The following is a 22,121-nucleotide window of genomic DNA, read 5'->3' on the forward strand; positions in this document are numbered from 1 at the left end:
ATGAAAAAGACCCTGAACGTCACCTGGCTCGGCGAGCAGCGCTACCTGGGCGTCAGCGAGAGCGGCCACCAGCTCCTGATTGACAACAGCCCCACCAAGATCGGCGTGTCGCCCATGGAGGCCCTGCTGGGCGCCCTGGCCACCTGCACCGCGTACGACGTGGTGGAAATCATGAAAAAACGCCGCACACCGCTGGCCAGCTACCGCATCGAGGTGGAAGGCGAGCGGGCCGAGACGGACCCCAAGCGCTACACGACCATCACCGTGCGCCACATCGCCAGCGGCGAGGGCATCACGGAAGACGCGCTCAGCAAGGCCGCACACCTCAGCCACGAGAAGTACTGCTCGGTGGCCGCCAGCCTGAACAGCGAGATCACCGTCGACACCCGCGTCGAGTAACGCGTCACTGGAGCGGGCTGCGCCTCACCTGTAGGCGCGGCCCGCTCTGCGGTCGGTTCAGACCGGTGCGGCTGCCAGCGCCCGGTCCAGGCGTTCCAGCAGCAGGTCCACCTCGGGCGCCGTGATGCTCAGCGGCGGCCCCAGCAGCAGGTGGTCCCCACGCACGCCGTCCACTGCCCCGGACCCCGGGTAGGTCAGCAGGCCCTCCTCACGGGCCGCTGCCGCCACCCGGTCGGCCAGTCCAGGCCGGTTGAGCGCCTGCCCGGTGGCGGGGTCGCCCAGGACCACGCCCAGCAGCAGCCCCTGCCCGCGCACGGCCAGAACCTGCGGGTACCGCTCCTTCAGGGCCTCCAGACCCGACAGGAGTTGCGCGCCGCGCTCGCGGGCCGCCTGCACCAGTCCCTCCTGCTCCACGATGTCCAGGACGCTCAGGCCTGCCGCCACGCTGACCGGATGTCCCGAGTACGTGAAGCCGTGTTTGAAGGCTCCGCTGCCGCCCATGACCGTGTCGTAGAGCTGCGGGCTGGCCATCAGGCCCGCCAGGGGCGCGTACCCGGCCGCCAGGCCCTTGCCGAGCACCACGATGTCCGGCGTGACGTCCCCGCCCAGGCGCACGGCCAGCGGCGCGCCGCATCGGCCCATGCCACTCATGACCTCGTCCGCCACGAACAGCACGCCGTACTCCCGGCAGATCTGGGCCATCCGGGCGTGGTACCCGGCGTTCGGGGCGAGCGCCGCGTCTGAGGCGCCCACCACCGGCTCGCAGATGAATGCCGCGACCGATTCCGGGCCGGCCGCCTCCAGCACGGCGCGCAGCCGCTCGGCGTCCGCCTCGCCGCTCAGGGCAGGGTCGGGTTTCGGCATCTTCGGCCAGGCGTCCTCGCGGATCAGGGGCGCGTAGACCTCCCGGCGCGCGCCCATCCCCGACGCCGCCAGCGCGCCCAGCGACGCCCCGTGGTAACTGGGAACGCGCGTGATGACCTTGAAGCGCCCCGGCTCGCCCCGCTCCACGTGGTACTGGCGGGCCAGCTTGATCGCGCTCTCGTTCGCCTCCGAACCTCCCGACACCGCCCAGAAGCGGTACGCGGGCAGGTGCAGGAAGTCCGCGAGGCGCGAGGCGTACGCCTCCAGCACGTCACTCGTGAACTGCGAACCGTGCACGAACGCCAGTTGCGCCGCCTGACCGGCCATCGCCTGCGCCACGGCCACGCGTCCATGCCCGATGTTCGCCACGAGCGCCCCGGACGACCCGTCCAGGAACGAGCGGCCATCCTGCGTCTCGATGAACACGCCCCCGGCACGCACGGCGACCGGGTACGTCCTGCTGCTGCGGTAAAACACGTTCGACATAGAAATCCTTTTCCTTACCAGGTGTCGCCGCCGCCAGGAGGGGGCCACGCGCCCAGCGCCTGCCGCACCGTGACCACCTGACCGAAGTGGTGCGCGGTGTGCAGCGCCATGTCTGCCAGCAGCTCCCCGATGGTCTCCTCGTGATTCACGGGGTTGGACAGGTCCGGCCGGGCCGCGTGCGGGTCAATGCGGGCCAGCAGCTCGTAGAACTCGTTCTTCACGCGCGCCCAGTCCGCTGCGGGCACCTCGGGCCACGTGTCGGCCGCGTGCGCCGGGTACGGCTGGGCTTGCCCCATCTCGATGATGTCCAGCATCCAGCGGTTCCACCAGTTCACGTGAGCGACCAGTTCCGCCACGCTGTGGGGCAGGCCCGCCGGGCGCGTCGTGGCCTGCTCCTCCGTGAGGCCGCTGAGGGACGCCTCCACGCCCACGAACGCCTGCCCACCCCGGAACAGTTTCGGGAGGAGCCGGGCGAATGCGAGCTGCGAGCGTTGATTGCGGGTGTCATCCGTCATGTGGCCAGTGTCCCAGATAAAGCGGAGAAACGAGAATAGGAGGATGAATCCGCAACAGTCCCTGAACATCCGGACGCTGCCCGAACTGGGCGTGCAGGTCGTGCACGCCGCCGATATTCCAGAGGTGATCGGCGCGACCTTCGGCCTGGACGGCCTGCTGCTGCGGGATGCCGACCTGGGACCAGACTTCCTGAACCTGAAGACGGGGCTGCTGGGTGAGCTGTTCCAGAAGTTCGTGAACTACCGCCTGCCCGTCGCGCTGGTGGTGACTGATCCGGACCGCTACGGGCCGCGCTTCACGGAACTCGCCCGGGAGCACGCCCGGCATCCACTCATCCGCTTCGTGCCAGACGAGGCGGCAGGGCGGGCGTGGCTGCACCGGCAGACCGCGCCCCACCCCACGCACCCTCAGTAGCGCTGCGCGATGGTCTTGGTCTGCAGGAACCAGAACAGGTAGTCCGGGCCGCCCACCTTGGCGTTCGTGCCGCTCATGCCGTACCCGCCGAACGCATGGGTGCCGCTCAGGGCGCCCGTGCACTTGCGGTTGATGTACAGGTTCCCCACGTGCATCTTCCGGCGGGCCTCGTCAATTTTACGTGGATCGCGGGAGTAGAACGCGGCGGTCAGGCCGTACTCGCTGTCGTTCGCCAGTTCAATGGCGTGCTCCCAGTCGCGCGCCTTCGTGAAGGCCAGCACCGGCCCGAAGATCTCCTCTTGGAACAGAGGATCGTTTGACTCCACATCCGCGAGGATGGTGGGCCCCACGTAGCCGCCCACGCGCTCACCCACATCCGGCGTCTCGCCGCCGAGCAGCAGGCGCACACGGCCCTGCCCCTCCTGCACGTACTTCGCAATGCGCTCGGCACTGCCCTGCGTGATGACGGGGCCCAGGTCGGCATTCTCCTCGGGCAGGCCCACCTTCAGGCTCTTGGCCCTCTCGACCACCTTGTTCAGCAGGTCGTCGTACACGCTCTCCTCGACGATCACGCGTGAGCAGGCGCTGCACTTCTGCCCGCTGTACCCGAACGCCGCCTGCACGATGCCGGTCGCGGCGGCCTCAAGGTCCCCGTCGGCGCACACGACCGTGGGGTCCTTGCCGCCCATCTCGGCAATCACGCGTTTGAGCCACTTCTGCCCGGGCTGCACCCGCGCGGCGCGCTCGTAGATGCGGCAGCCGATCTCCTTGCTGCCCGTGAACGCGATCATCCGCACGCCCGGGTGATCCACCAGCGGATCGCCGAGCACGTCGTCCGTGCCGGTCAGGAACTGCACGGTCCCGCGCGGCAGCCCGGCCTCGAACAGCAGCTCAATCATCAGGTACGAGGACAGCGGCGTCTCGGACGCGGGTTTCCAGATGACGGTGTTCCCGGCGGCCAGCGCGCCCAGCGCCATGCCCAGCGGAATCGCGCTGGGGAAGTTCCACGGGCTGATGCAGGCCACGACGCCCAGCGGCTCGTACACGGTCGTGACGTGTTCGTCGGGCATGGGGTACACGGGCTTGCCGCTCGCCCAGCGCATCGCCTCGCGCGCGAACACCTCGAAGTGATCCACGGACTCCGCGACCTCACCGTCCGCCTCGGCCCAGTTCTTGCCGTTTTCCAGCGTCATGACGGCGTTGAATTCCATGCGGCGCGCGCGCAGCAGCTCGGCGGCGCGCTTGAAGATCGTGGCCCGCTGGAACGGCTCGGTGAAGCGCCACTCCTCGAAGGCCTGCTGCGCGGCCTTCACGGCGTCGTCCAGCTGGGCGGGCGTGGCCTTCTGGAAGGACCAGACGACCTCGCGGTTGTCGGCGGGATTGTGCACGTCGAAGGTGCCGCTGCCCTGCACCTCCTGGCCGTTCACGATCAGCGGGAACGTGCGCCCCAGGTACTTCTGGCGCACCTGCTCGAACGCGGCGCGCTGGCGCCCGGCCACCTGCTCATCACGGAAGTTGAAGTACGGTTCGTGCTCGAAGGGAAGGAACCCTTCCATCAGGGTGCTGCTCATAGAACCTCCTTGTGGTTGCCGCGAGGCTAACACACCCGGCCCATAGGGCGTAAACACGCTGTCAGACGCTCAAAATGCCATGCCGCTAAGCGGAGTGGAAGTGCAGAAATGAGCCATAAACCTTTCGATTGAAAAGCGGCCGTTGATGTGAAACTGGAGCCGCCGCTTGATCCGTGCACGCCACGCCGTCCGGAATGCATGAGACACCCGTGGGCCGAACCTGGACGCTCGACCTTTGGAGGCGTCAACAGCCCGCAACCGGCAACGTTTACGGCGCCGCAGGCTGCTCGGCCATGCGCTGGGCCCACAGGGCCGCGCCAATCAGTCCCGCATCCGCCCCCAGCGCCGCGTGCACCACTTCGGGCCGGTAGCGTTCCGGGAACGCCCCCAGCGCCTCACGCACCCGCGAGAGATACCCGGCGCGCAGACCCACGCTGCCACCCAACGCCACACGCGTCACGCCCAGCAGGGCCGCAATATCCGCAATCTTCCACGCCAGCGCAGACGCCGAATGCCGGTACTCTGCGTCCGCCGAGGCATTCCCCGCCTCGGCGGCGTCGCACAGGGCGCGGGCGTCCGCGTACCCCAGCGTGACGCCGCGGGCGTTCAGGGCCGTCCCGCTCGACTCGAACTCCATCGGGGCCAGCCGCCCCGCCGGGGTGGGCGTGCCCGCATGCCAGTGCGCCGGGACACTCACGAAGCCCAGCTCCGCGTCCAGCCCGTTGCCCGCCAGGTGCAGCTGCCCACCCAGCACCAGGCCCGCGCCCACCCCCGTGCTGACGGTCACGAACATGAACTCCGTCGTGCCCACCCCCGCGCCAGCCGCGAACTCCCCCCACGCGGCGGCCCGCGCGTCATTCAGCGCGGCACACGGCAGGTTCAGCCCTGAGCCCAACCGCTCAGCCAGGGCAACGTCCACCCAGCCGGGAAAGGTATGCGTGGCGGTGGCGGTCACGCGGCCCCGCGCCACCGCACCCGCGCAGGCCACGCCCACCGCGCCCGCACGCTCCGCCAGGGGCCGCGCCAGGTCCAGCGCCGCCGCGATCACCGCGTCCGGCGTGGCCGGGCGGGGCGTGCGGGCCTCCACGCGCTCCAGCACGCGGCCCCCCTGCACGAGCGCCGCGCGCATGCTGGTCCCCCCGATATCCAGGGCCAGCAGGGAAGACGGAGCGGGGCGGGCAGGCGAGGAAGCAGCAGTCACGCGCGCATTCTGCCACCGCCTGTCCCCCCGACGCCCCGGGCCACCTAGGGGCGATCCAGCGCCCTGAGCGCCGCCACGCGGTCACGGGTCACCGGATGCGACCGGAAGATATCCAGCCACGCGGGATCCTCCTGCTGGTCCCCGTGGCGCTCCTCGGCCTCCAGGCGGGTCAGGATGTCCTGAAGGGGGCGCGTGGTGCCGTACCGGCTCAGCATGAAACTGGCGGACACGCGGTCCGCTTCCGACTCGGCCGCGCGGGAATACCCGCCGCGCAGGATCGCAGCCGGCACCGCCGCCGCGAACGTACTGGCACTGACCAGGTCCCCCGTGATCAGCGTCGTGACCAGGCCCAGCCCCAGGCCCTGGTACACCGTGGCCAGCCCGTGCCGCCGCGTGACGTGGCCCGTCTCGTGCGCCAGCACCCCCAGAAGCTCGCGGTCACTGCGGGCCAGGGCGACCAGCTGATCGGTCATGACAATCGTGCCGTTCGGCAGCGCGAACGCGTTCGCCCCCACCCCCAGGTCACCGGCCGGTTCGCCGTCGCGCAGCAGCAGCCGGTACGGGTACCCGCCGGCCGCCCAGAGCTGCACCTCCCGGAATTCCCGTTGCAGCTCCGCCTGCCGCTCGCTGGGCAGACCGCTGGGCCCGATGAAATCCTGCTCCTCCAGCACCCGCAGCGTCTGCGTGTCGAACGAGGCCAGCACGCCCCGCGGCGTGACCCGCGCGGCCTGCGTCGCCAGCGCCGGGATGCCCCACACGATGAATCCACCCAGCAGGGTGAAGGCCACCACCACCGCCAGGACGGCACTTACCCAGTGCGCTTCCAGCCACGCCACGCCCCGCAGCGCCCGGTTGCGCCCACTGACCCGTTCCCACGCCAGCAGCGGCGCGGAGTCCACCGTCTCGAACCGCGCGCCGTCCGGCAGGCGCAGCACGCGCCGCACCCCGGGAATCGGAGGGTCCACCCGCACCACCCCCGCCGGGACCACGACCGGTGCAGGCTCACCGTCTATCGTCAACGTCACCGGGTCACCGAGCGTCAGCGTCGCCGTGCGGTCCCGGCTGCTGTGGCCGTCAAAATACACGCCGCGCAGCGTGGCCGCGCCCGGCCCGGAGAGGTTCATCAGAAGCCCACCTGAATATCCAGGAGTTCTGTGGCCGCCTCACCCAGCGCCGTGCCCGGCAACTGCACCTGACCGCGGAAGTGATCCAGGTCCGTGATGGTGCGGACGTGCACGCCACCCAGCACGAACCGCGTCCGGCGGACCGCCGCCCACGGCGTCGCCAGGCCCAGCGTCACCACCTGCGCGAGGCTGTTCGTGACGCTCAGCCAGACCAGCGCCCACGGACTGAAGGTCGCGCCGGACCGCACCACGCCGCCCAACTCGGCGTTGTTCAGCACGTAGCGCATGGTCGCGCCCCGCACGTACTGCCACGCCACCACGTACAGCAGCAGGAACGACACGTACGCCACCACAGCAAACACCGCAAACGTCGTGGGCGACACCCGCTCCCACAGGTCACCTGTCCCCGTATTCAACTCGCCGCTCAGCGTGGACCACGCCGCCGCCACCACGCCGCCCAGCAGCAGCGCGATGACCCCACCCGCGACGCTTAGACCCAGTGAGGTCAGGCCAATCATGTAGAACGGCGCGACGTCCCCCCGGAAATGCCCGCGCGCCTGCCCGTACCCCAGACCTTTCACCTGGTACTGCCGCTGCATGAACCACGCCCACGGCAGCGCAAAGATGCCCGCGATGGACGAGGCCAGATTCGCCGCGCCATACGCCACGTACGACTCGCCCGCCGTGCCATTGAACGAAAAATTCAGACCCCGGTGAAAGGTGTTCGCCGCCTGGAACCGCAGCGACCGCCACACCAGCCACGGGTACAGCACCACGTACAGCAGCAGCAGGGGAAACCCCAGCCAGTACAGTTCGCGCTGCATGGCGAAGCTGTACAGCACGAACAGCGCGCCCACCAGCACGTAGCCGCGCAGCAGCGCCGCCGGATTCGCACGGTACTCGAAGTTCTGCCCGTCCAGCCACGTGTGACCGTAGAAGTACTGCCGGGTCCTCACCCGCGCCCACGGCAGGTAGATACCCAGGGTGACGAGCGTCAGGGCCACGTTCACAATCCACAGCCGGAAGTACTCACCGGCCGTCCCCGTGAAACGCAGGTCATGCCGGGTGACGTCCGGCACTGCGAGGGCCACCGCCGACGTCATGACCGGAGGCAGATCATGACGGCCCGGGGGGCGAGGGTCAGCCAGAGAAGGATCACTCACGACCTCATGGTAGAGGCAAGACCTGCCCGGGCAGGCCACATTTCAGCATAGGGGCTGCCCGGTTAAGGACTGGGCTCTGAGCGGGGGCGTCCGTGCGCAGGGACAGAGGCAGGCTGCGATGAGGCTGGTCACCTCGGCGTATTCCTGCGCCACTGTCAGGTCTGAGCCCATCCTCAGGCTGTTCACAGCTGAATCTGCTGCCCTGTTCAGATGGAGAAGGCTGTCGATCTTCAAGCTGGCTCAGTGTGGTCCGCCGCGGAGCAGACGACAGGGAGGTGCGCCGGGCGCGCACCTCCCTGCACGGGCTGCTGGCGGTTACCAGCGGCTGCCGCCACGGGCCGCCATGGGGGCGGGCGCGGCGTTCGTGACCATGACGTTCTTGGCCTGGGGGCCCTTGCTGCCCTGACCGGCCTCGACTTCAAACTCGACTTCGTCACCCTCGTTCAGCTTGCGGAACCCGCCGCTCTGGATGGCGCTGTAATGCACGAACACGTCCGGATTGCCGGGATGCTCAATGAAGCCGTACCCCTTCTCGACATTGAACCACTTCACACGACCTTGAGCCATAACTCTCCTTGCATCCCAAAGGCAATCCAGCCAGGTGCAGTCCATTGGAACTGAACCTCTGTCAGGGGTGGTATCGCGTTGAGACTCGCGAAGTATCGCACGGCGCCCCCGTGTCATGTGCAGAACATGAGCAACGTGCTGATAGAGGAGAGGCGCTCAGACGAATGCACGGTCTGCCTCGCGGACTAGGCCAGAACTGGACAGGTGTTCCGGTCCCGCTCACCCCCGGATGCCGTCAGTTTCCGCGTTCCCCCATGTGGGCGATGCGCCCCGGACGGACCGCATGAGCGGACCGGCGCGTGGGGGGCATGCTACCCTGGCAGCAATTCAACTGATTCACGGTGTCCCGCGCTCTCACGGCCCGCCCGGCGGGAGGTTGACATCACCGTGACCGCCCCTGGAGGACTCATGCCGCTCTACGCCCTGGACGGGCATCACCCCGACATTCACCCCACCGCCTTCATCGCGCCCAGCGCTGACCTGATCGGCCAGGTGACGGTCAGCGCTTCCGCCAGCGTGTGGTTCGGGGCTGTGCTCCGCGGCGACCTGGAACCCATCACCGTCGGACCCGGCTGCAACGTCCAGGACGGCGCGGTCCTGCACACCGACGCCGGGTGGCCCTGCATCCTGGAAGACCACGTGACCGTCGGTCACCGCGCCATCGTGCACGGCGCCACCTGTGGGCCCGGCAGTCTGGTGGGCATGGGGGCCGTCATGCTCAGCGGCAGCAGCCTCGGCGCGGGCGCCGTGCTGGGCGCAGGTGCCGTCCTGCCCGAGGGCTCACACGTGCCCGACGGGATGCTGGCCGTGGGCGTCCCCGCGCGCGTGGTGCGACCCGCACCCAGCGGCGGGAACGCGCAGCGGTACGTGCTGAACGCGCAAAGGTACCGCGCGGGCTTGCAGGCCCTGCCAGATGCTGGCGGGCTGCGCCCGGCCGAACCGTCCGAAGAATGCGCCATCTGACCCTTACGCCCCAGCGGAGCGACGAATGACTGAACCCAGCGGAACCCCCCTTGATCCGCTCAATCCCCCTCCAGCGGCGCCGGAGGACACCGAACTGGCCGACATGGTGCAGGACCTGCAGCCCATGTTCCCGAACGCCGCGCCGTTCCTGGCGCGCTTTCTGCCAGAAGCGGCCCCGACACACGCCGGCCTGAGTCATCAGTTCTGCGACCTGCACGGGTTCCTGAAATTCCTGCACGAGCAGAGCTGGTACGGGTACCTGCACGCCGTGCTGGGTGAACAGCAGGCGTTCGTGCTGCTGTTCGAGGGCCGGACGGTCACCGCCGCGGCCGCCAGTGTGACCGGCGAGCAGGCGCTGGGTGAACTGCTCAGCCTGTACGAGCAGGGCGCGCAACTGAGCGCTCATCCCCTGCCCGCGCAACTGGCGCACGTGCTGAGCGGCATCGGGTCCCGAGCCTGGAAGTTCAACCTCACCGAGGACTTCACCGGCCTGCACGCCCGACCGGGCGGCGCGATCTTCTACGTGAAAGGGGAGATCACGGCAACCATGCCCGCCACCCTCCCGTACGAGGGGGCCTTCCCGGCGCCCCTGCGCCCCCAGACCCTGATCCTGCCCCGCAGTCTGGCCGGCTGGGCGCACCACCATTACGCGCTGACCCTGCGCGGGCGGGACGCGCTGAATGCCATCACGGGCATGCACCAGTCCTTCCGCGCCAGGCACGGACAGGCGGGCCTGACCTTCATGCGGGCGCTGGGCGAGGACCTGTCGCCAGCCGAGTACGCCATCCGGACCGACGTGGCCCTGCACGACCTGGAACCACTGATTCAGGATTTCCTGGCGGGCGGCCTGATCCGCGAACACTGACACCTGAGTGGCAATCGGGTCTCCGCCTGGGGTAGCCAGCGGAGGCCCGCGCTTCTATTTGGGGTCTGAGAAGGTGGTCGGTCTCAGACGTATCGAACAGCGTGAAGAGATGAGTGCCCCGCTCAGCCACCACTGAACTTCATGGCATGTAGGTCCGGCTGGATCAGGCAGCGCCGTCCGCTCTGTCAAATTGAGCCCTATCAATTCAGGGACTTAGGCGCTCTGGCGCACGCCGCGCACCGCGCCGTCCAGCAGGGCGGCCAGCCGCGCGCGCGTGAAGGGCCGTTTGCCTTCCAGCAGCGTGCTGTCCCCGGCGTGCAGGTGCCAGTGCTTGCTGCCGCCCATCAGGCGCAGCGAGACCCCTTTCAGGTCCACGTGCCGGGGGCTGACGGCGGCCACCAGCAGGGGCTGCCCGGCCGCGGTCAGGCTGACGCTCATGACGGTGGTGGGCAGGTCATAGGGCCGCTCCATGCGGTAGATGTAGTCGGGGAAGTCCGCGACCTTCTCGAAGCCTAGGCCGCGGGCGGCCGCCTCGGCCTCCAGCCAGCCGAGAAGCTCCACCCACTGCGCGTACAACGCCGAGTCGTGTGCATGTGACATGTGACACAAGCATACTGCACGGCAGCGGGAGGCGTGGACCGCTGCCACGCCTCCCGCTGGTCAGCGCCTCAGTTCAGCAGCAGAATCCGTCCACCCGCCGCGTCCAGAGTCACGTGCCCGCCCCGGAACACCTCGCCGGTCACGGCGTCACGCCACTCGCCGTCCGGCAGGGAGAGACTCACCTCATGGCGCTCGGCGCGGCGGCTGGCGATCACGGCGGCCCGCTCGACCAGACCGCCTTCCTGGGTGTACTCGCGCAGGAACGCCACGGCGTCCTCCTCGGCGTGCACGAACCGCAGCCCGCCACGGTGCAGGGCGCGCGTGGCGCGGCGCACCCCGATCAGGGCCTTCATGCGCCCGCGCAGGGCCGTGTCCCACTGCGACTCGTCCCAGGGCATGGCCTCGCGGCACCAGGGCATCGCGCCGTCGCGGGACTGCGTGACGCCCACCTCACTGCCGTAGTACGTGCAGGGCACCCCGGCGTACCCCATCAGCAGGGTCACGCCCGCCAGGAACTGCGTGCGGTCATTGCCAACCCGGTACAGCGCCCGGGCGATGTCGTGCGATTCGAGCACGTTGAACATGCTCAGCGCCACCTGCGGCGGCAGCGCGTGGTAGGCGTCCCAGAGGATCTCCACGAGTTCCTCGCCGTCCATGGCGCTGGGCTCGAACGTCATGTTCGCGCGGGCCAGCCACTGCATGACGGGCAGGCCGAACCCGTGATAGTTCATGCTGCCGTCCTCGCCCTGGCCGTCCAGCGCGTGTTCCGGGTCGTAGAAGCGCTCGCCGAATACGTAGGCGTCCTCCCGCTCCTCGCGCGCGGCGCGTTTCAGCGTGCGGTGAAGCGGGAGGTTGTCCTCGTCGGTGCCGCCCGTGCCGATCATGTGCGCCACGTCCAGCCGCCAGCCCGCCGCACCCCGGCGCAGCCAGTGCCGCACGACGCTCTCCTCACCACTGAAGAATTCCTGCACGGCCGTCTCATTGCGGTAGTCGATCTTCGGGAGGGTGGGAACGTCGAAGAACGCGTGGTACGGCAGTTTGCCCGGTTCGTCCCGCCACGTGAACATGGCCCGCTCGGGGGACAGTTCGTCGTCCACGGCCGCGCGGAACAGCGCGTTCTCGTTTCCGACGTGGTTGAACACGCCGTCCAGCACGATGCGGATCCCCGCTCCGGCCGCCTCGCGCGCCAGTTCATCCCAGGCCTCGTCCCCGCCCAGGTGAGGGTCCACGTGCCGGTAATCGGTGATGTCGTAGCGGTGGTTGCTGGGCGACACAAAGATCGGGGTGAGCCACAGCCCCGTGATGCCCAGGTCCTGCAGGTACGGCAGCGCCTGCGTGATGCCGTTCAGGTCCCCGCCGTAGTGCCCGTGAATGTCGCCCCACGAGTCGATCGGGGTGTTCCACTCGACATGTTCGACGACGCGCTCGCCGTACACGTACTGGCCGGTCTGCACGTCGTTCGTGGGGTCGCCGTTGCGGAAGCGGTCCGGGAAGATCTGGTAGAACACACTCTCCCAGGCCCACTCGGGCGCCGTGTGCCCGGTCAGGTACGTGAACCACGAGCGGAAGCCGCGCCGGGTGCGGTGCAGGCCCAGGCCGGTCAGGTTCAGGTGGTCGTTCAGGAAGTTCAGCTGCCAGGCGTACCGCACGCGGCCCTCGTGTGCGGGCAGGTCCGCCTCGAACCAGCGGCCCGGCTCGTCACCGATCGGCCCGATCTCGCGGGCGGGCACGGACTCGATCTCGCCGACCCGGACGAACTTCAGGCTGACGCCGGTCACGGGCAGCGTCGTGCGGACCCGCACCCGCACAGAGGCGCCTATGGGCGCGCCGAGGCGCTCGGTGTACGCGGGCGTGTGGTCATGTTGGGTGGACAGCAGGGGAAAGATACTCATGGAAGGGGCCTCCGGCAAGGATGGGACAGCAAGAAGGGCGGGCACGACCTCTGCCCGCAGGATCTGCGGAAAGAGGTCGTGCCCGCGAGGGGGCAAGCGTTGCCTGTGAACTTTAAGCCTCAGTCTGGGACAGACGCCCCGCCCCGGTCAAGGGGGCCGGGGAGCAGCCGGTCAGACAGGTGCGCGCGTCAGGCGAGGGTCCGTTCGTAAGCTGCGAGGTACTGCGGCACGATCACCGACGGGTGGAACTGCTCGACCGCCGCGCGCCGCGCTGCCTGCCCCAGGTTCAGGTACAGTTCGCGGTTGCGCAGCACCTGCAGGGCCCGGTCGGCCATCAGGTCCACGTCGCCCACATCCGCCAGGAAACCCGTCACGCCGTCCTGCACAACCTCCGGGATGCCCCCGGCGCGCGAGGCCACCACCGGCACCTCGCAGCTCATGGCCTCCAGCGCGGCCAGCCCGAAACTCTCCTGCTGACTGGGCAGCAGGAACAGGTCGCTGATGCCCAGCACCGTCTCCACGTCCGGGAACGAGCCCAGGAAGTGCGTGCGGCCGATCACGCCGAGCGACTGCGCCAGTTCCATCGCCTTGGCGCGCTCCGGGCCGTCCCCGATCATCAGCAGCCGCGCCGGGATCTCGGACGCCACGCGCGCGAAGACCTCCACCACGTCCGCCGCGCGCTTCACCGGGCGGAAGTTGCTGACGTGCACGAGCAGCGCCTCGTCCGGATGCGCGAAGCGGGCGCGCACCGCCGGATCGGTCACGCGCACGAAGCGGTCACTGTCCACGAAGTTGTGGATCACCTCGATCTCGCGCTCCACCCCGAACACCTCCAGCGTGTGCGCCGCGAGGTAATGCGACACCGCCGTCACGTGATCGCTGCGCTCGATGGCGTGCCGGGTCGTCGAGCGGAAGGCGGGTTCGAGGCCCACCAGCGTCACGTCGGTGCCGTGCAGGGTCGTGATCACCCGCGAGCGGCCCGTGATCGCCTTGGCGTGAATGGCGGCCGTGGCGTGCGGAATGGCGTAGTGGGCGTGCGAGAGTTCCACCCCGTACTCCTGGATTACTTCCGTCAGGGTGTTCGCCGCGGCCAGTTCCGGGTACGGCTGGTCGAACAGGGCGTACGCGTACCCGCCCACCTGATGAAAGTACGGCCCGCTCACGCAGCGCTGCCCGGTCAGGCGGAACGGCTGCGCCGCGCCCACGAAATGCACCTCGTGTCCGGCGCGGGCCACCTGCAACCCCAGTTCGGTGGCGACCACCCCCGAGCCGCCCGCACTGGCGTGACACAACACCGCCACCTTCACGGGCGACGTCCGGCGGATTCAGAGGCAGACACACAAGCTGACGAATTCATGAGTGCCAACTATACGGGCTGCCTGTCAGCCCGATGGTTGCCCGCCTCCCCATCGCGGTCCAGCCGTCCGTGCGCCCCGCAGCGCGGGCCCCGGCGCACACTGATCCGGTGTGGCGGGGCCCGCTGCTGAGGTGGCGAAGCCGGGATCAGACCGAGATCGTGCCCGCCAGACTCTTGAGCTTGAAGCGCGCCATCGCCAGGTTGGCGCGGTCCTTGGAGAGCACCAGGTACAGGAACATCGACAGCTGCGGCATCACGTAGATGATGTGGTACTGCGACTCCAGGGTGATCAGGATGTCCTCGATCTGCCCCTTGATCCCGAGGCTCTCCATGGTGCGCAGCTTGGCGCGCACGACCTCGGTGTTCCCGGCGGCCGCCAGTTCCAGGTTCATGCCGCCGCCGGCGGTGCCCAGCGCCATGCCGCTGCTGTAGTCCACCAGCGCGGCGGCCAGCGCGCCGTCGATCCCCATGGCCGAATCGAGAATGTCCTTGACGTTGCTCATAGTGGTGTCCTCCGGTGAGCGGGGGGTGGGTGATGGGCCGGCCGCACCCGGCGCGGGCGGGTCGGGCGAGGCCACATCGGCGCTGTGGGTGGCGTAGGGTTCGAGCCAGCGTTTGAAGAACATCGCGTCCTCCAGGAGTGGGGTGTCGGGGGCCGCAGCGGCCGGAGTTTCATCCAGGCGTTTCATCGCTTCCATGAGCAGGGTGGTCAGGGACGACCGGATCACGCGCCGCTGGTTGTGGTACGAGCGCTCCAGGCTCAGGCGCGGGTGCGGCAGGCCCAGCAGGATCAGCGCGCCCTCCTCGCCCGTGCGCCCCCCGGCGTGCTCGTAGGCGTCCACCACGTCGCCGCCGCGCAGGTGTAGTCGGCCCCAGTTGCCGGCGTCTTGCACCTTCACGGCCAGCGTGCGGCTCTCCCAGTGCAGGATCTGGAGCAGGTTGGGCAGGGTGACGCCCCGGATCGCCCCGAAGCTGAGCTGGGTGACCTCCTGCTCGATGCTGTCGTGCAGCGCCTTGAGGTTCGGGGCGGCGAGGGTCGTCATGACCCCGAAACGCTCGCCCAGGCTGGTCAGGTCCTGCCCGGCCTCGACGCTGAACGCCAGCAGTGCGGTCTGGGGCCAGTGGCGCTTGGCGTGCTCGACCAGGGCGTCGCAGGGCGTGCGGCCCGGCGCGATCTGCAACACGACCAGATCGGGCGCCGGACCGCCCAGCCCGGTGGCCTCCTCCTGCGAGCGGACGTCGGTCACGGCGCAGCCGCGCAGGAAGGGGCTGCGCTCCTGAAGGTACTGCCCCAGCGGCGGCAGGGTGTCGGACAGGAACAGCAGGCGGGGCGGGGCCGCCGGCGCTCTGGACACCTGCTCGCTGTCCGCGCCGATGAACTGCTGCAGTCGCTCCGCCATGCCTGACGCTAGCCTGCCGGCCCTGCCCGGGGGCTTACAGGCGGGGCCCTGCCCCGCTCCTTCACACTTCCGGGCGGCAGGAGAAAAAGTTCGCCTCAGCGGTCACCGGCGCTTGCATCCGGCCCGCGCCGGGCGTACGATCAACGAATCCAAATCCCGCGCGCAGAGGAGCGGAGGACCGGGCGGCCGGGTGTTCTTCGGGCCGGTCGGTGCCGTCCTGTACGGGTCTCATGAGAGAACCTCGGGGCCCCGTCCGCCCCGGACGTCCGCCGAGGACCGGTCTTCATGTCGCTGCTCGGCGGGACCCCGGCGGCCCTCAGCGGTCCTCGACCCGCAGCTCCCCCCCGGCCGGAGGGCTGAAGCGCTCCCGCAGGAAGCGGCCCTGCGTGAGCAGCCGGTCGGCGGCGGCGTGGTCGCGGCGCAGCACCTCGGTGACGCCACCCTCGATCAGAGACAGTTGCTCAAGCAGCAGGGTCTCGGGCGGCTGCCCCTGCCGGTCCAGCTGCGCGCGGGCCGCCGGGGTCAGGTGCAGGTAGGCGCTGACCGTGTCCGGCAGGTACTGGTCGCGGGTCTGCTGGAGCAGGAAGGTGCTGCGGGCGTCTCCCGGCGTCTCCCGCAGGGCGTCGTGCAGGCTGCACAGCAGCGCCCAGGCGCGCGTCCGGGCCGGTTCGGGCAGGCGCAGCAGGTCGTCCGGCAGGGTGCGCGCCGGCGCGGGAGCCTCGGCGGGCGTGACGTCCGCGGCGGGCGCGCGGCGGGTCGCCAGCAGGATCAGCGCGGCGGCCAGGGCCAGGATCAGCAGGGGCGTCACGGCTTGGTCGCGGTGGAACGGCCGGTCAGGTTCCCGACGTCCAGCAGGAAGTTGCCGCTGCTGGGCAGCATGACGGTCTGGATGCCGGGCGAGAGTTTCTCCGCGACGGTCAGCTGGATCAGCTGCGGGTTCTCGCGCAGGGCCCGGCCGCGCAGGGACAGCGCCTCGGCCTCGCCGCGCGCCTTGGCGATGGAGGCCTTCGCGGCGCCCTCGGCCTCCACGACCTGACGCTGCGCGGCGATGTTCGCCTGCTGCAGCTTGTTGCGTTCCACCGCCACCTGCTGCTCGGCCGTCTGCTTCTGCTCGATGGCCTTGGCGACGCTGTCCGGGATGCGCAGTTCACGCAGCAGCACGCTGTCCAGCGTGAGGTTGTTCTGCTCGAACACCTGCCGCAGCGCCGCCGTGATGCTCGCCTCGACCTGCTGACGCTGCGTGCTGATGATGTCGGCCGCGCTGAACTGCCCGATCGCGTCACGCACCTTGCTGCGCACCTGCGGTCGGATCACGGTGCGCACGTAGTCGCGTCCCAGCTCCTTGTGCAGCTGCGCGGCCTTGGCGCGGTCCACGCGGAACTGCACGGTCACGTCCGCCGTGATCTCCAGGCCCTCCTTGCTGCGCGCGCGGATGGCGCCCTCGTCCCCGTCCTGGATGTTGTGCGCCAGCGTGACCTCCTGCAGCCGCGCGTCGTACAGCGTCACGTGATCCACGAACGGCACCAGGAAGTGCACGCCCTCCTGGAGCGGCTGGCCCTTCACGCCGGTCAGGGCACTGAAGGCCACGCCCACGTACCCGGCCGGGACGACCTTCACGCTCTGCGCGACCAGCACCCCCGCAATCAGCAGACCCCCGATCAGCAGGGCTGCGCGGCGGTTCGGTCGGACGGACAGGGGCACGCTGCGGGTCTTCGGTTCGGTCATGCCTGTGGTACGCGGCCTGCTCTCACAGCGTTCCCATGAACGGGCGGAAGCCCACGGGAGGTCGCAGCCCACCCGTTCAGGCTTCCGGCGTCTCCCCGTCCACGTACACCCAGCGGCCGTCCAGCTGCTCGAACCGGCTGCGTTCCCGCAGCGCGTACCGCTCGCCGTCCGGCAGGCGAAGCTGCGCGGTGAACGTCACCTCCGCCCCCTGCGCCTCATGAACGCGCAGACCCACGTACCGCGTGCCGTCCCGCAGGTCCAGCGTGGCCGGGCGGGTGTCCGGGTGCCAGGTGCGCTGAACGTACCCGCTGTCGCCCAGCGCGTACGCCGCGTACCGCGACCGCATCAACGCTTCCGGCGTGGGCGCGGCCGCCCCGGCGTGCAGCGGCCCGCAGCAGTGCGCGTAACTGCGCCCGGACCCACACGGGCAGGACTTGAACGGAGGGTAGGCGAGGGCCATGCGCGCAGGCTAGAGCATTTCCGCGCGCCGCGCCTCCAACCGCGACCAGGCCAGCGCAGGCCATAATGACCGCAATGAGTGCCCCCGAAGTCATCACCTCCCTGCAGAACGCGCACGTCAAGCGACTCGTGCGCCTGCGGGCGCGCCGCGAACGCGAACAGGACCACGTGATCCTCATTGAGGGCGCCCGCGAGATCGCCCGCGCCGTCAGCAGCGGCGTTCCCCTGAGCGCGCTGTACACGTCGCCCGACCTTCACAGTCCCGAAGCGCGCGACCTGGCCCCCACCCTGCGCGCCCCCACCCACGAGCTGTCCCGCGCCGCCTTCGAGAAGGTCAGTGGCCGCGAGAACCCGGACGGCCTGATCGCACTGGCCCCTACCCCTCACGTGACCCTGCCCGAACCCGCCGGGCAGGCCGTGACCGTGCTCCTGCACGGCCTGGAAAAACCAGGGAATGTCGGCGCGATCCTGCGCAGCGCGGACGCGGCTGGAGCGGACAGCGTGATCGTGCTGGGACGCGGCGCCGACCCCTACGGCCCCAACGTGATCCGCTCCTCGCAGGGCAGCGTGTTCACCCTGCCCGTGGCCGTCATGACCGAGGACGAGGCGCAGGCGTGGCTGAGCGAACGTCACTTCACGACCGTCGCCTGCACCCCGGACGCCGACCGGACCTACTGGGACGCGCCCCTGACCGGCCGCGTGGCCCTGCTGCTGGGCACCGAGCACGAGGGCCTGCCTGAACACTGGCGCCGCACCGACCACAGCGTCAGCATCCCCATGAACGCCAGCCGAGGCGCGGATTCCCTGAACGTCGCCACGGCCGCCGCCCTGATGCTCTACGAATGCGCCCGGCAGCGCCGCGCGCAGGGCGCCGGATGACCCGCGCCGGGCACGACCCCTACCGCGACTGGCTGCGCGCCAAGCTCACGGCCGAACTGGGCGGGCGGGACGCCGAGCAGGTCATCCAGAGTGCCGTGCAGCGCCGCGGCTGGACCAGCATGCGCGCCCTGGGCCCACGCGACGTGGTGGCCGTCCTGCAGGACGTCTTCACCCAGCTGCGCGCCGATTACGGCGACGCGCGCGCTGAACGCTGGCTGGAAACGACCACACTCGACCTCGCCCGCTTCGCGGAGTCCGTGCCCGTCCCCGCCCAGCCCACCGAGGGCCCTATCGCCCCGGCGCCCAGCCCGGTCCGCTGGGGCCGCCGCGCCCACGACCTGCCGCTGCTGCTGGCCCGCTCGCACGCTGAGATTGCCGGACGCAGCCTGGGCGCCATCCGCGCCAACCCGGACCTGCGCGCCCTGGAACGCGCCGCCGAATGGGACCTGCAGGCCACGCAGGCCGAGGTGCGCCGCTGGGAGGCCGAGGAGATGCTCAGCCGCCTGCGCGCCGATCACGCCCGGATCGAGGTGGCCGACCAGGTCGCCGCGGCCGCCGCGCAGGCAGAGCTGATGGACCTGAACGTCCGTGAACTGGAGGACGCGCTCCGCGGCGGACAGGGCGTCGGGCCGCGCCTGGCGCACACCCGCCTGATGGCCGCGCAGACCCACGCCTTCCTGGACGCCTTCACGCCCCTCATCGACCTGGCGGACGCCGACACGCCCCTGAAGACCCCGGAAGTGGACCTCTCGCACGCCCGTTTCACGCTGGGCGTGCCGCTGCACCCGAACGTCCTGCGCGCGCGTCAGGCGCTGAACTACGCGCAGTGGCAGGCCGGTGACGCCGCAGACGGCGCCCAGGCGGTCTTGCAGGCCCAGCACGCCCTGCACCTGGCGCAGGAGGACGCGGCCGTGCAGCTGGACAGCACCCTCCAGGCGGCCCGCACGCACCAGAGCACCCTGCGGGAACTGAGCGTGCAACTCGAGCAGCTGGAGCGGCGAGCCCATCAGCTGCGGCAGCTGGGCGGCGATCCCCTCAGCCTCGCCCGGGTGCGGCTGGAATGGCGGCAGACGCGGTCCGCCGCGCGCGTCCAGGCGCACCGGTTGGAAGAAGCCATGAAACTCCTGGACGCCCTGGTCAGTGACGGCGACCCCGCCCCCGAAGCCAGCGCCTGACCCGGCGGCACCGATAGACTAGGCAGAACTGCAGCCCTGGCCCGGGCAGATCGTGCTCCCTGCCCCCGTCACGTCAGGCGAGACCGTGAAGAATGCGGGACATGACTTCCAGCAGCGAGGGGATGCAGCAGGCCATTCTGGCCGGAGGCTGCTTCTGGTGCACGGAGGCCGTCCTGAAGGACGTGCGCGGCGTGCAGAAGATCGAGAGCGGGTACATCGGCGGGCACACGCCCAACCCCGATTACCGCAGCGTGTGCAGCGGCGCGACCGGGCACGCCGAGGCGGTCCGCGTGACCTTCGACCCCGCGCAGGTGTCCTACAAGGACCTGCTGGGGCTGTTCTTCGCCACGCACGACCCCACCAGCCTGAACCGTCAGGGCGCGGACGTGGGCACCCAGTACCGCAGCGCCGTGTTCCCCCTGACGCCTGAGCAGGAGGCGCAGACGCGCGAGGTGATCGCCGACCTGACCGTTCAGGACGTGTTCGGCAAGCCCATCGTGACAACCGTAGAGCCCGCCAGTGAGTTCTTCGTGGCCGAGGACTACCACCAGAACTACTACGAGAACAACCCGCGTCAGCCGTATTGCATGGCCGTCATTGCGCCCAAGGTGTCGAAGATGCGTCAGTACTACAGCGACCGCCTGCGCGCGTAAGGCAGCATAGAAAGGCGGCGAGGGGAGAGTCCCTCGCCGCCTTCGTTCAGTGCGTGGCTCAGGCCTTGCGGGCCTTCATGTTCTCGATGATCTTGTCCCCGAAAACGCTGGTCTTCACTTCGGTCGCGCCGTCCATGTTGCGGGCGAAGTCGTAGGTCACGACCTTCTGCTGGATGGTGTCGTCCAGGCCCTTGAGGATCAGGTCGGCGGCTTCGGTCCAGCCCATGTAGCGCAGCATCATTTCGCCGCTGAGGATCACGGAGCTGGGGTTGATGACGTCCTTGCCCGCGTACTTGGGCGCGGTGCCGTGGGTCGCCTCGAAGATCGCGTGGCCGGTCACGTAGTTGATGTTCGCGCCGGGGGCGATGCCGATCCCGCCGACCTGCGCGGCCAGCGCGTCGCTGACGTAGTCGCCGTTCAGGTTCAGCGTGGCGATCACGTCGTAGTCGGTGGGGCGCAGCAGGATCTGCTGGAGGAAGTTGTCGGCGATGACGTCCTTGATGATGGTCCCGTTCGGCAGCTGGCACCAGGGGCCGCCGTCGATCTCCACCGCGCCGAATTCACGCTTGGCGAGCTCGTAGCCCCAGTCGCGGAAGCCGCCTTCCGTGAACTTCATGATGTTGCCCTTGTGCACCAGCGCGACGCTCTTGCGGCCGTTGTCGATCGCGTACTGGATTGCGGCCCGCACGAGGCGCTCGGTGCCTTCCTTCGACACGGGCTTCACGCCGAACGAGCTGCTGTCGGGGAAGCGGATCTTGTTCACGCCCATCTCGCCCACCAGGAACTCGCGGACCTTGGCAGCCTCGGGCGTGCCGGCCTTGTACTCGATGCCGGCGTAGATGTCCTCGGTGTTCTCGCGGAAGATCACCATGTCCACGTCCTGCGGACGCTTGACGGGGCTGGGCACGCCGTCGAAGTACTGCACGGGGCGCACGCAGGCGTACAGGTCGAGTTCCTGGCGCAGCGCCACGTTGATCGAGCGGATGCCGCCGCCGACCGGGGTGGTCAGGGGGCCCTTGATGCCGAACAGGTACTCGTTGAAGGCGTCCAGCGTGCCCTGGGGCAGCCACTCGCCCTCGCCGTACACGTTCACGCTCTTCTCACCGGCGTAGACTTCCATCCACTCGATCTTGCGCTCGCCGCCGTAGGCGATCTCAACCGCTGCGTCCAGCACGCGGACACTGGCGCGCCAGATGTCGGGGCCGGTGCCGTCGCCTTCCACGAAGGGAATGACGGGGTGGTTCGGCACGTGCAGCTTGCCGTCTTTCATCGTGATCTTCTCGCCCTGCGCGGGCACCGTGATGTGCTTATCCATGACCCGGACACTGTACTCCAAGCGGCATGAACCGGAGTTGGTGTACCTGTTACCCCAAGGGTTTATACCCGGTTCATTCGAGTGAAGGCGCACCGCCGTGAAGCATGAAGGTTCCTGAAGTCTGCGTGCAGTGACCCTCAAGCTCAACCTCACCCCGTTTACGACCGGAAGCGGCAAGCTGGGAACACCCAGAAGGGAATCCAAACCGCAGGAGGACTCAACTAATGAGTGACAAGAGCACCGCAGAGAACATGCTGGACGCCGCTAAGGCCAAAGTGAACGAAGGCGCCGACCGCCTGCGCGAGGCCGGGCACAACGCCGCCCACGCCGTGACCGGCGACGCCCACCACAAGGCTGAAGCCCTCGAGGACCGCGCCAAGGCCGAAGTGCACAACCGCGAAGCCAACGCCGAGTACAGCGAAGGCAAGCGCGAAGCCAACGACGGCGACGGCCACTAAGCCCTGAATCTCGACCTGCCCTGACCAGCCCCTCCCGCGCGGAGAGGCTGGTTTTTTCACGCCCCGCCGCGCGCG

23 protein-coding genes are annotated in these 22,121 nt (G+C 69.5%); 8 read left to right on the forward strand and 15 right to left on the reverse strand.

Going from position 1 to position 22,121, the window contains the following annotated elements; translation table 11 throughout:
* Positions 1–399, forward strand: a complete 399-nt coding sequence (locus IEY63_RS01235; RefSeq protein WP_189067150.1) for an OsmC family protein — start codon at positions 1–3, stop codon at positions 397–399.
* A 57-nt stretch (positions 400–456) separates the two neighbouring features.
* Here the strand turns inward: IEY63_RS01235 and IEY63_RS01240 are convergent, their stop codons facing one another.
* Positions 457–1,749 carry an aminotransferase family protein gene (locus tag IEY63_RS01240; protein WP_189067151.1) on the reverse strand — a complete coding sequence of 431 codons (1,293 nt, stop codon included), beginning with the start codon at positions 1,747–1,749 and terminating at the stop codon, positions 457–459.
* A 14-nt stretch (positions 1,750–1,763) separates the two neighbouring features.
* Positions 1,764–2,264 carry a DinB family protein gene (locus IEY63_RS01245; RefSeq protein WP_189067152.1) on the reverse strand — a complete coding sequence of 167 codons (501 nt, stop codon included), beginning with the start codon at positions 2,262–2,264 and terminating at the stop codon, positions 1,764–1,766.
* Positions 2,265–2,307: 43 nt separating this feature from the next.
* Between IEY63_RS01245 and IEY63_RS01250 the strand changes: the two genes are divergently transcribed.
* Entirely contained in the window at positions 2,308–2,679 is a 372-nt protein-coding gene (locus tag IEY63_RS01250; RefSeq protein WP_189067153.1) for a DUF4180 domain-containing protein, read from the forward strand.
* Here the strand turns inward: IEY63_RS01250 and IEY63_RS01255 are convergent.
* The 5 genes from IEY63_RS01255 to IEY63_RS01275 all read right to left on the reverse strand — a co-directional run bounded on the left by IEY63_RS01255 (position 2,673) and on the right by IEY63_RS01275 (position 8,305).
* Positions 2,673–4,250 (reverse strand): L-glutamate gamma-semialdehyde dehydrogenase, encoded by a 1,578-nt coding sequence (locus IEY63_RS01255; RefSeq protein ID WP_189067154.1) that lies wholly within the window; start codon positions 4,248–4,250, stop codon positions 2,673–2,675. The two genes, IEY63_RS01250 and IEY63_RS01255, sit on opposite strands and share 7 nt — an antisense overlap.
* 268 nt (positions 4,251–4,518) lie before the next feature.
* Positions 4,519–5,451 (reverse strand): ROK family protein, encoded by a 933-nt coding sequence (locus IEY63_RS01260; RefSeq protein ID WP_268239624.1) that lies wholly within the window; start codon positions 5,449–5,451, stop codon positions 4,519–4,521.
* A 44-nt stretch (positions 5,452–5,495) separates the two neighbouring features.
* Positions 5,496–6,575, reverse strand: coding sequence for a M48 family metallopeptidase (locus IEY63_RS01265; RefSeq protein ID WP_189067155.1), 1,080 nt, complete (start codon positions 6,573–6,575; stop codon positions 5,496–5,498).
* Complete coding sequence (locus IEY63_RS01270) at positions 6,575–7,678, reverse strand: YjgN family protein (RefSeq protein ID WP_189067156.1); 1,104 nt, start codon at positions 7,676–7,678, stop codon at positions 6,575–6,577. Before IEY63_RS01270 ends, IEY63_RS01265 begins: the two co-directional genes overlap by 1 nt.
* Positions 7,679–8,053: 375 nt before the next feature.
* Complete coding sequence (locus IEY63_RS01275) at positions 8,054–8,305, reverse strand: cold-shock protein (protein WP_189067157.1); 252 nt, start codon at positions 8,303–8,305, stop codon at positions 8,054–8,056.
* Positions 8,306–8,713: 408 nt separating this feature from the next.
* Between IEY63_RS01275 and IEY63_RS01280 the strand changes: the two genes are divergently transcribed.
* Together IEY63_RS01280 and IEY63_RS01285 are read left to right on the forward strand one after the other, a co-directional pair.
* Complete coding sequence (locus IEY63_RS01280) at positions 8,714–9,268, forward strand: gamma carbonic anhydrase family protein (protein ID WP_189067158.1); 555 nt, start codon at positions 8,714–8,716, stop codon at positions 9,266–9,268.
* 25 nt (positions 9,269–9,293) lie between these two features.
* The gene (locus IEY63_RS01285) at positions 9,294–10,133 is read left to right on the forward strand and encodes a hypothetical protein (protein WP_229784407.1); all 840 of its coding nucleotides are present in this window, start codon (positions 9,294–9,296) and stop codon (positions 10,131–10,133) included.
* Positions 10,134–10,346: 213 nt separating this feature from the next.
* Here IEY63_RS01285 and IEY63_RS01290 read toward each other — a convergent pair whose 3' ends face one another.
* From IEY63_RS01290 to IEY63_RS01320, 7 genes are all read right to left on the reverse strand, one after another.
* Positions 10,347–10,733, reverse strand: coding sequence for an NADH-quinone oxidoreductase subunit 15 (locus tag IEY63_RS01290; RefSeq protein WP_189067159.1), 387 nt, complete (start codon positions 10,731–10,733; stop codon positions 10,347–10,349).
* Positions 10,734–10,801: 68 nt separating this feature from the next.
* The gene (locus IEY63_RS01295) at positions 10,802–12,625 is read right to left on the reverse strand and encodes an alpha-amylase family glycosyl hydrolase (protein ID WP_189067160.1); all 1,824 of its coding nucleotides are present in this window, start codon (positions 12,623–12,625) and stop codon (positions 10,802–10,804) included.
* A 188-nt stretch (positions 12,626–12,813) separates the two neighbouring features.
* The gene (gene bshA, locus IEY63_RS01300; RefSeq protein ID WP_189067161.1) at positions 12,814–13,932 is read right to left on the reverse strand and encodes an N-acetyl-alpha-D-glucosaminyl L-malate synthase BshA; all 1,119 of its coding nucleotides are present in this window, start codon (positions 13,930–13,932) and stop codon (positions 12,814–12,816) included.
* 196 nt (positions 13,933–14,128) lie between these two features.
* Positions 14,129–15,382 (reverse strand): DUF4388 domain-containing protein, encoded by a 1,254-nt coding sequence (locus IEY63_RS01305; RefSeq protein ID WP_189067162.1) that lies wholly within the window; start codon positions 15,380–15,382, stop codon positions 14,129–14,131.
* A gap of 316 nt (positions 15,383–15,698) precedes the next feature.
* Entirely contained in the window at positions 15,699–16,190 is a 492-nt protein-coding gene (locus tag IEY63_RS01310) for a hypothetical protein (protein WP_189067163.1), read from the reverse strand.
* Entirely contained in the window at positions 16,187–17,107 is a 921-nt protein-coding gene (locus IEY63_RS01315) for a prohibitin family protein (protein ID WP_189067164.1), read from the reverse strand. Before IEY63_RS01315 ends, IEY63_RS01310 begins: the two co-directional genes overlap by 4 nt.
* A 76-nt stretch (positions 17,108–17,183) precedes the next feature.
* A complete protein-coding gene (locus IEY63_RS01320; protein ID WP_189067165.1) occupies positions 17,184–17,567 on the reverse strand; it encodes a YchJ family protein in 384 nt (127 codons plus the stop codon).
* A gap of 74 nt (positions 17,568–17,641) precedes the next feature.
* Here IEY63_RS01320 and IEY63_RS01325 point away from each other — a divergent pair, with 74 nt between their 5' ends.
* The 3 genes from IEY63_RS01325 to msrA all read left to right on the forward strand — a co-directional run bounded on the left by IEY63_RS01325 (position 17,642) and on the right by msrA (position 20,273).
* Positions 17,642–18,445 (forward strand): TrmH family RNA methyltransferase, encoded by an 804-nt coding sequence (locus tag IEY63_RS01325; protein ID WP_189067166.1) that lies wholly within the window; start codon positions 17,642–17,644, stop codon positions 18,443–18,445.
* Positions 18,442–19,620, forward strand: a complete 1,179-nt coding sequence (locus IEY63_RS01330; RefSeq protein ID WP_189067167.1) for a hypothetical protein — start codon at positions 18,442–18,444, stop codon at positions 19,618–19,620. The genes IEY63_RS01325 and IEY63_RS01330 overlap by 4 nt, the downstream gene beginning before the upstream one ends.
* A gap of 101 nt (positions 19,621–19,721) precedes the next feature.
* Positions 19,722–20,273 carry a peptide-methionine (S)-S-oxide reductase MsrA gene (msrA, locus tag IEY63_RS01335; protein WP_189067168.1) on the forward strand — a complete coding sequence of 184 codons (552 nt, stop codon included), beginning with the start codon at positions 19,722–19,724 and terminating at the stop codon, positions 20,271–20,273.
* A gap of 58 nt (positions 20,274–20,331) precedes the next feature.
* On the opposite strand, the gene icd is transcribed toward msrA, so the two are convergent.
* The gene (gene icd, locus IEY63_RS01340; RefSeq protein WP_189067169.1) at positions 20,332–21,588 is read right to left on the reverse strand and encodes an NADP-dependent isocitrate dehydrogenase; all 1,257 of its coding nucleotides are present in this window, start codon (positions 21,586–21,588) and stop codon (positions 20,332–20,334) included.
* 224 nt (positions 21,589–21,812) lie between these two features.
* On the opposite strand from icd, the gene IEY63_RS01345 reads away from it, so the two are divergent.
* Positions 21,813–22,046 carry a hypothetical protein gene (locus IEY63_RS01345; protein ID WP_189067170.1) on the forward strand — a complete coding sequence of 78 codons (234 nt, stop codon included), beginning with the start codon at positions 21,813–21,815 and terminating at the stop codon, positions 22,044–22,046.
* The last annotated feature ends 75 nt before the right edge of the window (positions 22,047–22,121 follow it).

Source organism: Deinococcus radiotolerans, assembly GCF_014647435.1.
Classification (GTDB): domain Bacteria; phylum Deinococcota; class Deinococci; order Deinococcales; family Deinococcaceae; genus Deinococcus; species Deinococcus radiotolerans.

Excerpts from the sequence above, each read along its gene's own strand:
- IEY63_RS01320 (WP_189067165.1), bottom strand. The coding sequence starts at position 17,567 with ATGGCCCTCGCCTACCCTCCGTTCAAGTCCTGCCCGTGTGGGTCCGGG.
- IEY63_RS01290 (WP_189067159.1), bottom strand. The coding sequence starts at position 10,733 with ATGTCACATGCACACGACTCGGCGTTGTACGCGCAGTGGGTGGAGCTT.
- IEY63_RS01255 (WP_189067154.1), bottom strand. The coding sequence starts at position 4,250 with ATGAGCAGCACCCTGATGGAAGGGTTCCTTCCCTTCGAGCACGAACCG.
- IEY63_RS01245 (WP_189067152.1), bottom strand. The coding sequence starts at position 2,264 with ATGACGGATGACACCCGCAATCAACGCTCGCAGCTCGCATTCGCCCGG.
- IEY63_RS01345 (WP_189067170.1), top strand. The coding sequence starts at position 21,813 with ATGAGTGACAAGAGCACCGCAGAGAACATGCTGGACGCCGCTAAGGCC.
- IEY63_RS01305 (WP_189067162.1), bottom strand. The coding sequence starts at position 15,382 with ATGGCGGAGCGACTGCAGCAGTTCATCGGCGCGGACAGCGAGCAGGTG.
- icd (WP_189067169.1), bottom strand. The coding sequence starts at position 21,588 with ATGGATAAGCACATCACGGTGCCCGCGCAGGGCGAGAAGATCACGATG.
- IEY63_RS01275 (WP_189067157.1), bottom strand. The coding sequence starts at position 8,305 with ATGGCTCAAGGTCGTGTGAAGTGGTTCAATGTCGAGAAGGGGTACGGC.
- msrA (WP_189067168.1), top strand. The coding sequence starts at position 19,722 with ATGACTTCCAGCAGCGAGGGGATGCAGCAGGCCATTCTGGCCGGAGGC.
- IEY63_RS01265 (WP_189067155.1), bottom strand. The coding sequence starts at position 6,575 with ATGAACCTCTCCGGGCCGGGCGCGGCCACGCTGCGCGGCGTGTATTTT.
- IEY63_RS01285 (WP_229784407.1), top strand. The coding sequence starts at position 9,294 with ATGACTGAACCCAGCGGAACCCCCCTTGATCCGCTCAATCCCCCTCCA.
- IEY63_RS01325 (WP_189067166.1), top strand. The coding sequence starts at position 17,642 with ATGAGTGCCCCCGAAGTCATCACCTCCCTGCAGAACGCGCACGTCAAG.
- IEY63_RS01235 (WP_189067150.1), top strand. The coding sequence starts at position 1 with ATGAAAAAGACCCTGAACGTCACCTGGCTCGGCGAGCAGCGCTACCTG.
- IEY63_RS01240 (WP_189067151.1), bottom strand. The coding sequence starts at position 1,749 with ATGTCGAACGTGTTTTACCGCAGCAGCAGGACGTACCCGGTCGCCGTG.
- IEY63_RS01315 (WP_189067164.1), bottom strand. The coding sequence starts at position 17,107 with ATGACCGAACCGAAGACCCGCAGCGTGCCCCTGTCCGTCCGACCGAAC.
- IEY63_RS01270 (WP_189067156.1), bottom strand. The coding sequence starts at position 7,678 with ATGACGTCGGCGGTGGCCCTCGCAGTGCCGGACGTCACCCGGCATGAC.
- IEY63_RS01330 (WP_189067167.1), top strand. The coding sequence starts at position 18,442 with ATGACCCGCGCCGGGCACGACCCCTACCGCGACTGGCTGCGCGCCAAG.
- IEY63_RS01250 (WP_189067153.1), top strand. The coding sequence starts at position 2,308 with ATGAATCCGCAACAGTCCCTGAACATCCGGACGCTGCCCGAACTGGGC.
- IEY63_RS01280 (WP_189067158.1), top strand. The coding sequence starts at position 8,714 with ATGCCGCTCTACGCCCTGGACGGGCATCACCCCGACATTCACCCCACC.
- IEY63_RS01295 (WP_189067160.1), bottom strand. The coding sequence starts at position 12,625 with ATGAGTATCTTTCCCCTGCTGTCCACCCAACATGACCACACGCCCGCG.